17 protein-coding genes are annotated in these 12,932 nt (G+C 42.2%); 3 read left to right on the top strand and 14 right to left on the bottom strand.

What is annotated here, in order from left to right:
• Positions 1 to 337: 337 nt before the first annotated feature.
• From yidD to NOL38_RS03160, 11 genes are all read right to left on the bottom strand, one after another.
• Positions 338 to 577 carry a membrane protein insertion efficiency factor YidD gene (yidD, locus tag NOL38_RS03110; protein WP_014736240.1) on the bottom strand — a complete coding sequence of 80 codons (240 nt, stop codon included), beginning with the start codon at positions 575 to 577 and terminating at the stop codon, positions 338 to 340.
• Entirely contained in the window at positions 577 to 1,308 is a 732-nt protein-coding gene (locus tag NOL38_RS03115) for a pseudouridine synthase (protein WP_277941337.1), read from the bottom strand. The genes yidD and NOL38_RS03115 overlap by 1 nt, the downstream gene beginning before the upstream one ends.
• Positions 1,298 to 1,867 (bottom strand): SMC-Scp complex subunit ScpB, encoded by a 570-nt coding sequence (gene scpB, locus NOL38_RS03120; RefSeq protein ID WP_277941338.1) that lies wholly within the window; start codon positions 1,865 to 1,867, stop codon positions 1,298 to 1,300. Before scpB ends, NOL38_RS03115 begins: the two co-directional genes overlap by 11 nt.
• The gene (locus tag NOL38_RS03125; protein ID WP_002942755.1) at positions 1,851 to 2,570 is read right to left on the bottom strand and encodes a segregation/condensation protein A; all 720 of its coding nucleotides are present in this window, start codon (positions 2,568 to 2,570) and stop codon (positions 1,851 to 1,853) included. The genes scpB and NOL38_RS03125 overlap by 17 nt, the downstream gene beginning before the upstream one ends.
• Positions 2,570 to 3,301: a site-specific tyrosine recombinase XerD gene (gene xerD / locus NOL38_RS03130; RefSeq protein WP_277941339.1), complete on the bottom strand. Its 732-nt coding sequence runs from the start codon at positions 3,299 to 3,301 to the stop codon at positions 2,570 to 2,572. The genes NOL38_RS03125 and xerD overlap by 1 nt, the downstream gene beginning before the upstream one ends.
• Entirely contained in the window at positions 3,298 to 3,756 is a 459-nt protein-coding gene (cbpB, locus tag NOL38_RS03135; protein ID WP_012027618.1) for a cyclic-di-AMP-binding protein CbpB, read from the bottom strand. The genes xerD and cbpB overlap by 4 nt, the downstream gene beginning before the upstream one ends.
• On the bottom strand, positions 3,753 to 4,280 hold the full coding sequence (locus NOL38_RS03140) for a metallophosphoesterase (RefSeq protein WP_277941340.1): 528 nt from the start codon (positions 4,278 to 4,280) through the stop codon (positions 3,753 to 3,755). Before NOL38_RS03140 ends, cbpB begins: the two co-directional genes overlap by 4 nt.
• The gene (locus tag NOL38_RS03145; RefSeq protein ID WP_277941341.1) at positions 4,253 to 5,263 is read right to left on the bottom strand and encodes a nucleoside-triphosphate diphosphatase; all 1,011 of its coding nucleotides are present in this window, start codon (positions 5,261 to 5,263) and stop codon (positions 4,253 to 4,255) included. The genes NOL38_RS03140 and NOL38_RS03145 overlap by 28 nt, the downstream gene beginning before the upstream one ends.
• Positions 5,260 to 6,054 carry a glutamate racemase gene (gene racE, locus NOL38_RS03150; RefSeq protein WP_277941342.1) on the bottom strand — a complete coding sequence of 265 codons (795 nt, stop codon included), beginning with the start codon at positions 6,052 to 6,054 and terminating at the stop codon, positions 5,260 to 5,262. Before racE ends, NOL38_RS03145 begins: the two co-directional genes overlap by 4 nt.
• An 89-nt stretch (positions 6,055 to 6,143) precedes the next feature.
• Complete coding sequence (locus NOL38_RS03155) at positions 6,144 to 6,380, bottom strand: YneF family protein (protein ID WP_002939206.1); 237 nt, start codon at positions 6,378 to 6,380, stop codon at positions 6,144 to 6,146.
• A gap of 102 nt (positions 6,381 to 6,482) precedes the next feature.
• Positions 6,483 to 7,730 (bottom strand): diaminopimelate decarboxylase, encoded by a 1,248-nt coding sequence (locus NOL38_RS03160; RefSeq protein WP_277941343.1) that lies wholly within the window; start codon positions 7,728 to 7,730, stop codon positions 6,483 to 6,485.
• Between the two features lie 133 nt (positions 7,731 to 7,863).
• Between NOL38_RS03160 and pepC the strand changes: the two genes are divergently transcribed.
• Positions 7,864 to 9,195: an aminopeptidase C gene (pepC, locus tag NOL38_RS03165; RefSeq protein ID WP_277941344.1), complete on the top strand. Its 1,332-nt coding sequence runs from the start codon at positions 7,864 to 7,866 to the stop codon at positions 9,193 to 9,195.
• Positions 9,196 to 9,245: 50 nt separating this feature from the next.
• On the opposite strand, the gene NOL38_RS03170 is transcribed toward pepC, so the two are convergent.
• Genes NOL38_RS03170 through NOL38_RS03180 form a run of 3 tightly spaced genes read right to left on the bottom strand, consistent with a single transcriptional unit; the run spans position 9,246 to position 11,238 of the window.
• On the bottom strand, positions 9,246 to 9,947 hold the full coding sequence (locus tag NOL38_RS03170) for a Bax inhibitor-1/YccA family protein (RefSeq protein WP_009910586.1): 702 nt from the start codon (positions 9,945 to 9,947) through the stop codon (positions 9,246 to 9,248).
• 21 nt (positions 9,948 to 9,968) lie between these two features.
• Complete coding sequence (locus NOL38_RS03175; RefSeq protein ID WP_014638505.1) at positions 9,969 to 10,451, bottom strand: HD domain-containing protein; 483 nt, start codon at positions 10,449 to 10,451, stop codon at positions 9,969 to 9,971.
• Between the two features lie 46 nt (positions 10,452 to 10,497).
• Positions 10,498 to 11,238, bottom strand: a complete 741-nt coding sequence (locus NOL38_RS03180) for a TrmH family RNA methyltransferase (RefSeq protein WP_024400975.1) — start codon at positions 11,236 to 11,238, stop codon at positions 10,498 to 10,500.
• 130 nt (positions 11,239 to 11,368) lie between these two features.
• Here NOL38_RS03180 and NOL38_RS03185 point away from each other — a divergent pair, with 130 nt between their 5' ends.
• Both NOL38_RS03185 and yidC read left to right on the top strand, forming a co-directional pair.
• Complete coding sequence (locus tag NOL38_RS03185) at positions 11,369 to 11,650, top strand: acylphosphatase (protein ID WP_277941345.1); 282 nt, start codon at positions 11,369 to 11,371, stop codon at positions 11,648 to 11,650.
• A gap of 66 nt (positions 11,651 to 11,716) precedes the next feature.
• The gene (yidC, locus tag NOL38_RS03190; RefSeq protein WP_277941346.1) at positions 11,717 to 12,631 is read left to right on the top strand and encodes a membrane protein insertase YidC; all 915 of its coding nucleotides are present in this window, start codon (positions 11,717 to 11,719) and stop codon (positions 12,629 to 12,631) included.
• Positions 12,632 to 12,932: the final 301 nt, after the last annotated feature.

Genomic DNA, 12,932 nt, shown 5'->3' on the forward strand with positions numbered 1-12,932 from the left:
CTACTGCTTCTTAGTTTTTTATGATAGTCCACTAAGCCCAATACTCAATGAAGTCGGATAAGTATAGTCTTGTCTGTAACAAAAAGGAGAGTCATTTGGTTTATCTTTGATTCCTTCGACGAGCGGAGGCTGGGTAAAAATACCAACCTCGCTTCTCAGAGTTCGTGTCAACATCTGAGCGCAGTGATTGATTAGCTTTTACAGTCCAGTTGACTGTTAATATTGAGGCGAACTTGCTTCGCCCTATCTCCAGCCTTCAAAGGCTCCCAAACCTTTTGAGAGAGTACTAAAGGCAACCTAAAAACCTATATTTATACAGAACAAAAAGTAGGTTGCCCTACTTCTGCTTATTTCTTTTCAAACTAAACCTGTCCGGCACAGGATCTTCCCCACCTTCCACAAAGGGATGGCAACGCCCAATACGAGCCAACCCCATCAAAAAGCCTTTGAGTCCATGTTTTTGTAAGGCCTCGATCATATAAGCCGAACAAGTTGGACGGTAGCGACAAGAGGGCGGAAAAAGGGGAGAAATAAATTTCTGATAGAATCGGACCAAGCCGATCAAAAGTCTAGTCATTATTTTTTTACTGGCTTAGTAACAGCCAGGGTATGTAGTTTACTGATGTCTTCCTTGTTGAGCTTGCGGTATTCTCCTGGACGTAGGCCGGTCAAGTCAAGATTACCAAAGCGAGTACGAGACAGCTTGTCTACCTGCAAGCCGACAGCCTCAAACATCTTCTTAACCTGGTGGTTTCGACCTTCATGGATTGTTAATTCTACAACTGAGCGGTTCTTAACAGGGTCCACCTTTATAATCTCATACACCGCAGGCTTAGTCTTTTTGCCATCAATGACAACACCCCGGGTCAAGGGACGCAAGACTTCCTTGTTGGCAACCCCTTTGACACGCGCCAAGTAGACCTTGTCAATCTCATTACGTGGGTGAATCATTTCGTCTGTAAAATCACCGTCATTGGTCAAAATCAAGACCCCAGATGTATCCCAGTCCAGACGTCCAACTGGATAAATCCGCTCCTTAACTGTTGGCAACAAGTCCACAACCGTCTTTCTGCCCTTATCATCTGACACACTAGAAATAACACCTCGTGGTTTATTGAGGAGATAGTAGACCTTCTCTTCGTTATAAATTGGTTGTCCCTCAACCTCTACCTTATCACCCGATTTGATAACTGTCCCTAGCTCACGAACAACCTGACCATTTACAGTAACTAGTCCTTGTTTGATTAGTTCTTCTGCCTTACGACGACTGGCAACTCCAGCATGGGCAATGTATTTATTAATTCTCATTTTCTAACTCATTTCTTTCTACGAATAGCTCTGTTTCTTCTTGAATCAAATCTATTTCAGACACATCAGGCAATTCTTCTAGACTATTAATTCCCATGTAATCCAGGAAATAATCCGTTGTCACATAGAGATTTGGTCTACCAAGAACCTCTTTCTTACCGTTCTCACGAATGAGGTCAAAGGCCTGTAATTTACTGATGGCACCGCTGGAATTGACTCCGCGAATATCATCAACTTCAATCCGAGTAATGGGTTGCTTATAGGCTACGATTGATAAGGTTTCCAAAAGAGCCCGTGACATAGTCTGATTGATTGGTGTTTTGGCATAGATTCGCAAAAGGTTTGCATATTCTTTTTTAGTAACCAACTTATAGCGATTGGAAGACTCCAAGATGGCTAAGCCTGACGCTTTGTCTGCTATATATTTCTCACTAAGTTTCTCTAACTGCTGGCTGACAGCTGTCGGCTGCATTTCCAACATCTCTGCCAAATTTCGTAACGTCAAGCCATCCTCACCTGCCACAAAGAGCAGGACTTCGATTTCAGCTAAGCGATTCATCTTCACTCCTTACTAGATAAATATCTCCAAAAGTCTCTGTCTGCTCCAAGACGATTTCATGAACCTTGACCAATTCCAAAGTCGCAAGGAAGATCGTAATCATTTCATTGACATCTTGACTTTCTTGAAAAAGCTGACGGAGTTCAAGGCGTGGACCAGTCTCGAAACGACTGCGAACAAAGTCCATCATGTCTTCGATTTTATATTCATCACGGGCAATGGTCGCATGAGACTGACGGAGGCTTGCCTGTTTTTCAGCCATTACTTTAGAAAAAGCTAGGAAAATGTCAATGACGGTCTTATCCTTGGCTAACTGTACATCATCATAAATCAAATCTAATTTGGGTTTTGAAAAATAATTGGCCCGTTCATCATGTTGCTCCCCTAATTTCTCACTGAGAAGCTTGAACTTGCGGTATTCTTCCAACTGGTCCAAGAGGTCCATTTCAGGATCATCTTCGGGATCAATTTGCTCAACAACCTTCGGCAATAACCGACGACTTTTGATGACCATCAATTGACTAGCCATGAGCATATATTCTCCCGCTACCTCTAAACGCATGGCTTGCAAGGTAGCAATGTAGGCCAAATATTGCTCGATAACCTCTGTAATCGGAACCTCGTAAATATCTACTTGATACTTGGACACCAGGTGTAGCAGGAGATCAAGTGGCCCTTCAAAATCTTTTAATTTTATATCCATTATCTAAATTTTTCCAAACTCATGCTTGTTTTCAGTCCCAACTGCTTGGCGATTTGGTCCAAGGATTTTCCTTCGTCTATCTGTTTTAGAATATACTGCTCCCGTAATTTTTGGGCTGTCCAATCAGGCTTGCCGATGGACTGGACAAATTCTGTCAGACGATTAAAAAACCATTGACGAGAATAGGTCTGTCCCTTCTTATCGAAGACATAGCGTCCAGACAGATGAGACTCCATATAGGGTATCAATTCCTTGGGCAGAGTGAGCACCCGCTTGGCTCCTCCCTTCTCAACTGTCAGGACTTGAAAATCCAGATTGACCTGCTGACTAGTCAGCTCTGCTATTTCACTAGGAGTCAGCCCTAGTAAGGCAATCAAAAGAGTAATCAGTTGCCCATCAAACCAAGGACTTTCTTGAAAGAGGAGAGTTAAATCCTCACGCTCCAGTTTCTTTTTGACGCTTGCTGGACCTGACATCGTTTGCAATTTATAAAAACGATCCAGGAAATTATTTTCATAAAGAAAGTAGAGAAATTGATTGACCGCTGACATTTTTCTTTTCTGAGCAGCAGGTTTCAAGTCTAGAAGAGACTGCTGATAGACCAAAAGAGACTGTTGGCTAATCTCCCCCTTTGTTACTGTCACAAACTGCTGCAGGTCATAGGTATAGGACTTTTGGCTGTTGACACTGACCTTTTTGCTCTGGATAAAAGATTCAATCGCCTGCTTCATTTCTTGCCTTCTTTTGACGCTAGGGGGAAATTATGCAAGAGAGCATTGATTGCCTTTAAGATGGATTTTCGTGTAATGATTCCCATAAATTCTCTATTTTCCCCAAGGACGGGTAAGAAAGATTGATCTACTAGCTTGCGCATCACTTCTGTCAAATCATAATCCAGACCAACAGTCTCTTCATCTGTCTTTACAATCACAGAAATATCTCTGTTTAACTCATCATCCGATAGTTCATTTTCAGCTTGATATTTAATGATTTCCGTCAATCCGATGGTTCCAAAAAAGCGGCCATCTTCTGTTACCACAGGTACGCGTGAATAGGTCATGTGACTGAGTAACAGTTTTGCATGGTCAATATTATGCGTATCAATAATTACTGCCAATTTATCCGCTGGTGTCAAGAAAGTTTCTTCCTGGTCCAATAAAAAGGCTTCAAATTCTCTTGCAATCATCTTGAAATATCCTTTGTCAATGCTGGGTAAAGTTGGTGCTGTCGATTGTAGTAATCCACATGGAAGTGATCATCATAGATGGTCACAAGAGCATAGAGACATTCTCTGACCAAACCACGAGGTTGACTAACGGAGCCAGGATTGAGGAAGAGGGTCTTGCCACGCACTTCGGCATCAGGCACATGCAGATGACCATACAAACAAATATCCGCATCCACTTCCTGTGCCCAATAATCCAAGCGTTGCCAGCCGTAATTAATGCCATAAAGATGACCATGAGTCTGAGCGATAGTCACACCATCCAATTGAGTAATGAGCTGGTCAGGGTAACCACTAAAATAGTCGCAATTCCCATTGACCACTTGAATGCCGTCCCACAAACTATCTTGACTATCCAGCTCCGAATCACCATTGTGAAAGATGGCATCAACCTTGCCAAGATAATGGTTTTTAATCTCTTCTACAATCTGTCTGTCCCCATGAGAGTCGCTCATGACTAGGATTGTTTTGCTTGCTCCTGCCATACTGGAAATGCCTCCACTAATTTTTCTAGTGCTTGTGCACGGTGGGAAATCTTATTTTTTTCTTCTAAGGTCAATTCTGCCGAGGTCTTACCTGTTTCACCGACGAGGAAGAGCGGGTCATAGCCAAACCCATTTTCCCCACGGAGGTCCATACCGATAAAGCCTTCCCAGTCCGCTTCGACAACCAAACTATCACGATTTGGAGCAGCCATGACCAGAGTACAATGGAATTGTGCCGAACGATCTTTCAGTTCAAATACCATAGCTAACTCATGCAAGAGTTTTGCATTATTGAGCTCATCTGTGGCGTCTGGACCTGAAAAACGAGCAGACCAAACTCCTGGCAGTCCGCCAAGTGCATCAACCTTCAAACCAGAATCATCTGCCAAGACCATCTTGCCTGTCAGCTCTGCAATGGTTTCAGCCTTGAGCCGTGCATTTTCCTCAAAAGTCATCCCTGTTTCTGCCACATCTGGCAGGTCAGGATAGTTGTTGAGGTTCTCGACCTGGTAGCCAAAACGCTCAAAAAACTTACGGAATTCCTTGGTCTTACCTTCATTTTTTGTAGCAATCAAGATGCTATCTCCTACGCTTGCCAATCCCTTGTCTTGACCGAAGAAATCTGCCGTGCTAACTCCTGATTGGGGCAGATGGACTAAGAGAAGTTTGTCATTCTCTGTTACCAGAATAGCTCCTTGGTGTTGGAGAACCTTGAATTGACGATTGTTTAACTCATTCAAAGCATCACAGGCAAATTGAAAGAGGGCAAATTCAGACTGAAGTTTGATCACTTCAATGTTGACACACTGGTTAAAGTTCTCGTCTTCATAATTGCCAGCAATTAGCTTGTCAAACAATTGACCAATCTGGTAAATTTCCTGCTCTCTGCCATTTTCACCAAATGAACCAAATAGATTGGCAAAGCTGGCTTTTCCGATAAACCAGTTATGTTCATCCCTGTATTCGTATATCTTGTCTGTCATAGTTCTACATGCTCCACATGAATATCAATGCCCATCCAGCTTTCAGCTATTTCTTTAAAAGCTGCCGGACTAGCTGTTGTGTAAAATCTGTGCTGAATATCCTTTTCGGTACGGCTGCGGTTGATTTGAAAATAATTTAATAAAACAGAAATATCTCGCGCGCACTCTGCCCCACTGTCAATCAACTTGATATCCTTGCCTATGGCATTCTGGATGATAGGGCGAAGCAGAGGATAATGGGTACATCCCAAAACCAAGGTGTCCACTTTCCCAACAAGTGGTCGAAGTGTCTCGTAAACAACCTTTTTGGCAAGGCTGGATTGGTGGCTATTGGACTCAACCAGTGGTGCAAATTTGGGACAAGCCAGACTGTCTACCTGCGTTTCTGGAGAAAGGGCCTGAATTTTTTCACGATAGATATCGGATTGAATGGTCATAGCCGTTCCTAAGACACCAACCTTACCAGTTTGCGTTGCCTTAATAGCTGCCGAAGCACCTGGTAAAATAACACCCAAAACAGGAATATCCAACTTTTCCTTGACTTCTTCCCAGGCTACCGCTGTTGCCGTATTGCAGGCAAAGACAATCATTTTTACATTTTTTGTCAAAAGGAAATTGACCAACTGCCAAGTATATTCTCTGATTTGTTCCGCTGGACGGGGTCCATAAGGTGCCCGTGCCGAGTCCCCTATATAAACGATTTCTTCATGGGGAAGCTGGCGCATTAACTCACGCGCAACCGTTAATCCCCCAACACCTGAATCTAAAAAACCTATTGGTCGATTATCCATAATACTGAGAATAGCCAGAAAATCTGACTAGCCTTTCTTTTCTACTCAAAAAATGGGATCTGGGAATGAATATCCCAGTCCCAGTTTGATTATTTTTTCTTGCTTGCCACTTTTTGTTGGCTCTTGATTTGGCGAAGTACTTGTTGTACTTTTGCCTCGCTTGGTTTTTGCCCCATTTGGCTCATCATCAAACGCAAAGCATTTTCATCCAAAACTGGCTTGTCAGCAATGTAGTTTTCAACTTGTTTGCGTGACAAGTAAATACCCAAGGCTACACCACCTGCAAATGCCAATACAATAAGTAAAATTGCTAAACCTAAGTTCATTTGTCAATCTCCTGACTCTTCTAAAAATAATTCATTCGGAATTGCCCTGCGACAATCTCTTAATGAATCTATTATACCAAATTCAACAGGCTTTTCCAAGACTTACCTGTCAAAATCAAAACCGTAAATGGTCGTGAAATAATCCTCTGGTGTTTCAGCACGACGAATCATCCGCGCTGTGCCATCTTCCTGCAAAAGGATTTCAGAGGAACGCAGACGACCGTTGTAGTTGTAGCCCATGGAGAAGCCGTGGGCCCCACTGTCATGAATGACCAAGGTGTCACCTACTTCTGCCCGTGGTAATTCACGATTAACTGCAAACTTGTCGTTGTTTTCACAGAGGGAACCTGCCACATCCACCACTTCGATTGGCGCATCTGGGCGCGTGATATTGGTAATATGGTGGTAGGCACCATAGAAGGCAGGACGCATGAGGTTGGCAGCCGATGCATCCACACCTATATAAGTCCGATAGGTTTCCTTACGATGGAGCACCTTTGTAATCAAGTGACCATGTGGAGCCAACATAAAGCGACCAAGTTCCGTAAAGATTTTTACATGGCCCATGCCAGCTGGCGTGAGAATTTCCTCATAAACCTTACGGACACCCTCACCAATGACAGCAATGTCGTTTGGTTCTTGCTCAGGACGATAGTTGACCCCAATCCCACCTGATAGGTTGATGAAGTCCAAGGTCACACCTGTTTCCTCACGAATTTCCAAGGCCAATTCAAAGAGTTGACGAGCTAAGACAGGATAGTAGTCATTTGTTACTGTATTCGAAGCTAGAAAGGCATGAATACCAAACTGCTTTACACCTAGTTCTTTTAGCTCCTTATAGCCTTTCATCAACTGTTCCTTGGTCATCCCAAATTTAGACTCTTCTGGGTGGTCCATAATATCCGTTCCCAGCGAGAAGACTCCACCTGGATTGTAACGGAGGCAGACCGTTTCTGGGATACCAGCAACATTTTTCAAAAACTCAATATGCTCGTAGGCATCAAGGTTAATGGTCGCCCCAACTTTTCGAGCATAGACAAATTCTTGCGCCTGGGTGTCATTTGATGTGAACATGATGTCCTTAAAGCCCAATTTTTCACTCATCAGCACTTCTACATCTGTTGCACAGTCCACTCCACAGCCTTCTTCTTGAAGAATTTTTAAAATAGCTGGAGTTGGAGTCGCTTTGACCGCAAAATATTCCTTAAAGCCTTTGTTCCATGAAAAAGCTGCATTAAGGGCACGAGCCTTCTCACGAATACCTTTTTCATCATACAAATGAAAAGGAGTCGGAAATTGCTCCGTAATGGTTTCTAAAACTTCTTTACTAACAAATGGTGTCTTGGTCATGTCACTACCTCATCAAATATTTTTCCTATTATATCACAAATATGTGAGGAACTGTAGCTTTCAACTCCACCAAATACTTGCAAAATAAATTATGAGCGCTATAATGTGATTATCATTAAAAAAGGAGTAATATATGTCAACATTAGATTTTGATTTTACAGAACGCTTGTATGCCAACTATCTAGCTAATCCCAGCCTACAGGCAACCGAAAATGCCGTTAGCCACAATGGACTTTTGAAATCCTTAGAAACACGCCAAAGCGCCATCGACAATGACTATGTCTTTTCAATCGACTTGACCAAGGACGCTGTTTCAAACCAAAAGGCTTCTGGACGTTGCTGGATGTTTGCTGCATTGAACACCTTCCGCCACAAGCTCATCTCTGACTTCAAACTGGAAAATTTCGAGCTATCACAGGCCCATACCTTCTTTTGGGATAAATATGAAAAATCCAACTGGTTCCTCGAACAAATCATTGCCACAGCTGACCAAGAAATTGGTAGCCGTAAGGTAAAATTCTTATTGGATACCCCGCAACAAGATGGCGGTCAATGGGATATGGTTGTTGCCCTATTTGAAAAATATGGTGTGGTACCGAAATCCGTCTATCCAGAATCTATCTCATCCAGTGCCAGCCGTGAGCTCAATCAGTACCTTAACAAATTGCTCCGTCAAGATGCACAAATCTTGCGAGACCTCCTTGCCAAAGGAGCTTCCTCGGAAGAAGTTCAAATACAAAAAGAAAACTTACTTCAAGAAATCTTTAACTTCCTAGCCGTCAACCTTGGACTCCCTCCACGTAGCTTTGATTTTGCATATAGAGATAAAGACAATGTCTATCACCGCGATACAAATGTGACACCTCAGGCATTCTACGAGAAATACGTTGGTTTGAAACTAACTGACTATGTCTCCATTATCAACGCTCCAACTACTGATAAACCTTACAATAAATCTTATACAGTCGAATTATTGGGGAACGTCGTTGGCGCCCCTGCTGTCCGCTATCTCAATGTAGAAATGAACCGTTTTAAAGAACTAGCTATTGCTCAACTCAAAGCTGGTGAGTCCGTTTGGTTTGGTTCCGATGTCGGTCAAAGTAGCAACCGTCAAACTGGTATTATGGCAACCAACACCTACGACTTCTCTTCAGGTCTGGGTATCCATTTCCATCAAGACAAGGCTGGAAGATTAGACTACTCCGAGAGCTTGATGACCCACGCTATGGTCTTAACTGGTGTTGATTTAGATGACAATGAGCAACCTCTCAAATGGAAAGTAGAAAACTCTTGGGGTGACAAGGTTGGTGACAAGGGATACTTCGTCGCATCAGATAGCTGGATGGACGAGTACACTTATCAGATTGTTGTCCGAAAAGAATTCCTCACACAAGAAGAACTAGCAGCTTATCAAGCTCAACCACAAGTCCTTGCCCCATGGGATCCAATGGGAGCTCTAGCATAACAAACGACATATAAAAAAAAGAGGGCACCCCTCTTTTTTATATGTCATAATTAGTCTCGACTCAATCCACCAAAGATACGGAGTAAGTTGAGGAAAAGGTTTATAAAGTCAAGATAGAGCTGAAGCGCCATAGATACGACCCAACCTTGACCAACATTACCACCTGTTTGTTCGAAAACATTGCGGATACGTTGGTTGTCATAAGCAATCAAACCTGAGAATACCAAAACAGAAATGATAGACATCATAAAGCTTAGACCAGAGCTACGAAGGAAGATATTAATAACACTTGCAATAATAATTCCCCATAGAGCTGCACGCAATGCCTGAGCCATACCAGAAAGATCCTTCTTCGTTGTCATCCCAATTACAGCCATGATAGCAAACATAAGAGCCGCTGACACAAAGGCAAGAACAACTGTTTCGCTGGTATAGAACATCAAGATCATGCTGATGGTAATCCCATTTGTTACTGAGTAGGCAAGAAACATTGGTAGAGCCATTGGGCTATTTTTAGCTGCCATTGCTGAAGCAGAAACAACCAAGGCAATCTGACCAATCATAATCAGCATCATGATGATGGAGCCTGCACTCAGCAGACTAAGCAATAAAGATTGAAAGACGGTCACAGCCAAGAAAGAAACTAGAGCTGACAGACCAATTCCCATGGCAACCACACCATAAATTTTACCGAAGAAACGGTTGAGGGCGGTATTATCCACCTGATTAATAATAAATGAATCGTTATTCATACTATTCTCCTTTAAATCATCTTATTGAAAACGGAAGACCTTACGATTTTTCCACTTGTGTTGTAAGGGCAGACTCCACTCTCTCACAGCCCAATACTTATCCACACACGTCACAATCCAGGATTCCTTGTAGCGAGGAGGAGCGATTGTCGCACCAAACATATGCTTCACAATGATGTCTTCTTCTAGTTTATTGAGTTGAATGAGTTTCTGAGCATTGCGTTTAGCAATTCGTGGATGAACCCAAGCATGGCTCTTGTTGAATTTGGTATCTCTCCAATCATAGAAGAATAAATCATGCAATAGACCACCACGAGCTGTTGACTTGGCATCCCAACCAAATTTTTTCGCAATCTTATAGCTTGTATAAGAGACATTGATGGAATGTTCCAAGCGCGTGGAGTGATAATGATGAGGAATCTTCCCCAATTTTTGCACCTTGGGTGTGGCAATCAAGTGCCCCACGTAATGCATGTATTCTTTATCTTGTTTATATGCAACCATTCGTTAACCTCGTTGGAATATTATACCACACTATAGTACACTTGGCTTAAATAAAGCTAAACAATAGAATACCCGCCGCAATGGCTACATTGAGGCTTTCCGCCTGCCCTGGCATGGTAATATGGACAAGTTGATCCGCCTCATCGGCTACAAAAGTTGAAATTCCTTGACCTTCATTTCCCATGACCAAGGCAAAACTCGGATTTGGCGTAACTTCCTTATAGTCAACAGACTGACTAGAGAGGGTTGTTGCCAAGATTTGTAGCTGATTGCTTTTTAAAGCAGAAAAAATAGCAGTCATCGGCATCCGATAAACTGGCAAGTGGAAATGACTCCCTTGCATGGAACGCAGAACTTTCATATTGTAAATATCTGCCGACTTATCCGATAGAAATACTCCATCAAAACCAGCTGCATCAGCTGTACGAATCATGGTACCAACATTTCCAGGGTCCTGCACATCCTCCAGAACCAAAAATTTTCCTGTTAAGACATCGGGTAAGGTCTGATTTGGTAAGGACAGTTGAGCTACTACCCCTTGCGGTGTCCGTGAGTCTGCCAAATCCTGCATAATTTCTGAACTGACAACTGTTACATTGGATAAACCAGCAACCCGATGAACATGTTCTTCTGATACCAAAATATGTTCAATAGGTACTTTGGCCGCCAAAGCCTCCTCCAACAAATGCCAACCTTCAATCAAATAAGAAGAAGTACGGTATTTTTTCTGTTGTAATTTCTTAACCTGCTTGACCAAATGATTGGCCTTTGAGCGAATGATCTCCATGAATGCCCCTTTTTCTTTTACTGCTCAGCCACTTCAATTTTCCAACGGCTAAATCAATTATCTTGATTTTTGAACAGTCTTACCCAACCATGATATAATAAAGTAAATGTCTTGTCAAAAGGAGAAACTTATGCGAAAGGTAAAAATGATTGCATCTGGTCGTGTGCAAGAAGTCGGCTTTCGTTGGTCTGTTCAATTTTTAGCTGTGGAAATAGGCGACATCTACGGCAGAGTTTGGAATAATGATGATGGAACTGTCACCATTTTAGCTCAGTCAGATAATGCTGAGAAGCTCAGCCATTTTATCCATGAAATTCGGAAAGGGCCTTCTCGTATGGCCAAAGTCACCTATCTAGATGTCACCCTAGCCAACTTCGAAGACTATAAGGATTTTCAGGTGGCGTATAGATAAAACTTGTATATTTTGAACAAAAAAAGTAAAATAGAATGTATCTTGTAAAAAAAGGAATGTATCATTTTGAAAAAGAATAAACGAATTTTATTAACAGGTCTAGCCCTGTCTACGCTAGTATTTCTATCAGGATGTGTGCAGACAAAGAACGGTGTTCCTACTGGTGAAGGTTGGGTCTACAACTTCCTTGTTGCCCCAATGGGAAACCTGATTAAATTCTTCGCGGAAAACCAAGGACTCGGTTTCGGCGTTGCTATTATCATCGTGACATTGATTGTTCGTCTCTTCATCATGCCACTAGGTATTTACCAATCTTGGAAATCAACCTATCAGTCTGAGAAAATGAATTACCTCAAACCAATTTTAGGTCCAATCCAGGAGCGGATGAAAAATGCAAGTTCCCAAGAAGAGCAATTAGCTGCCCAACAGGAATACTTTGCTGCTCAAAAACAATACGGTGTCAGCGTATTTGGTGGAATGGGCTGCCTTCCTATCTTGATTCAAATGCCATTCTTTACGGCACTCTTCTATGCTGCTCGTTACACGGAAGGAATCTCAGAAGCAACCTTCCTTGGCATTGATCTAGGTTCTGCAAGTCTCATTCTAACTGCTATTGCTGGTATCCTCTACTACGCTCAATCACTTCTGATGCAAGTCGGTATGGACGAAGAACAGAAGAAACAAATGAAAGCTGTGGCAATCATGAACCCATTGATGATTGTTATGTTCTCTTGGTCTTCACCTGCTGGTGTTACCCTCTACTGGGTAGTCGGTGGATTTATCGGTCTTGTTCAACAAGCTCTTACAAACTTCATCTTGAAACCACGTATTCGTGCTAAGGTTGAAGAAGAATTTAAAAATAATCCTCCAAAACCATATAAATCAACTATCAAGGATGTAACTCCTAAAGCATCCTCTATCATCGAAGAAAAAACGTCTAAGAAATCAAACCGTAACGCCGGTAAACAACGTTCTAGATAAAAAATCGCAACCATCTGTTTCAGATGGTTGTTTTCTTATATAGTATGTTTATACTCAATGAAAATCAAAAGTAGCCTAGGAAACGAAGCCGAAGATAGAACTGGAGTTCATCAAGGCTCTTGACAACGGATAATTTTGATTTTCGAAGAGTATTAGTTTACTTTTTGTACTTGCTCCAACTATCTGGGAGACAGTTTGGCTCTATAATTTCTGTAGTGGGTAAATCCACCATGGAAATTATGGAGCCTTTTTGAGTATAGAAAAAAGTCCCATATGACCTATAATGAAAAGTGTTCAACCA

The sequence above is a fragment of the Streptococcus suis genome, assembly GCF_029616525.1.
GTDB classification, from domain to species: Bacteria; Bacillota; Bacilli; order Lactobacillales; family Streptococcaceae; genus Streptococcus; species Streptococcus suis_AF.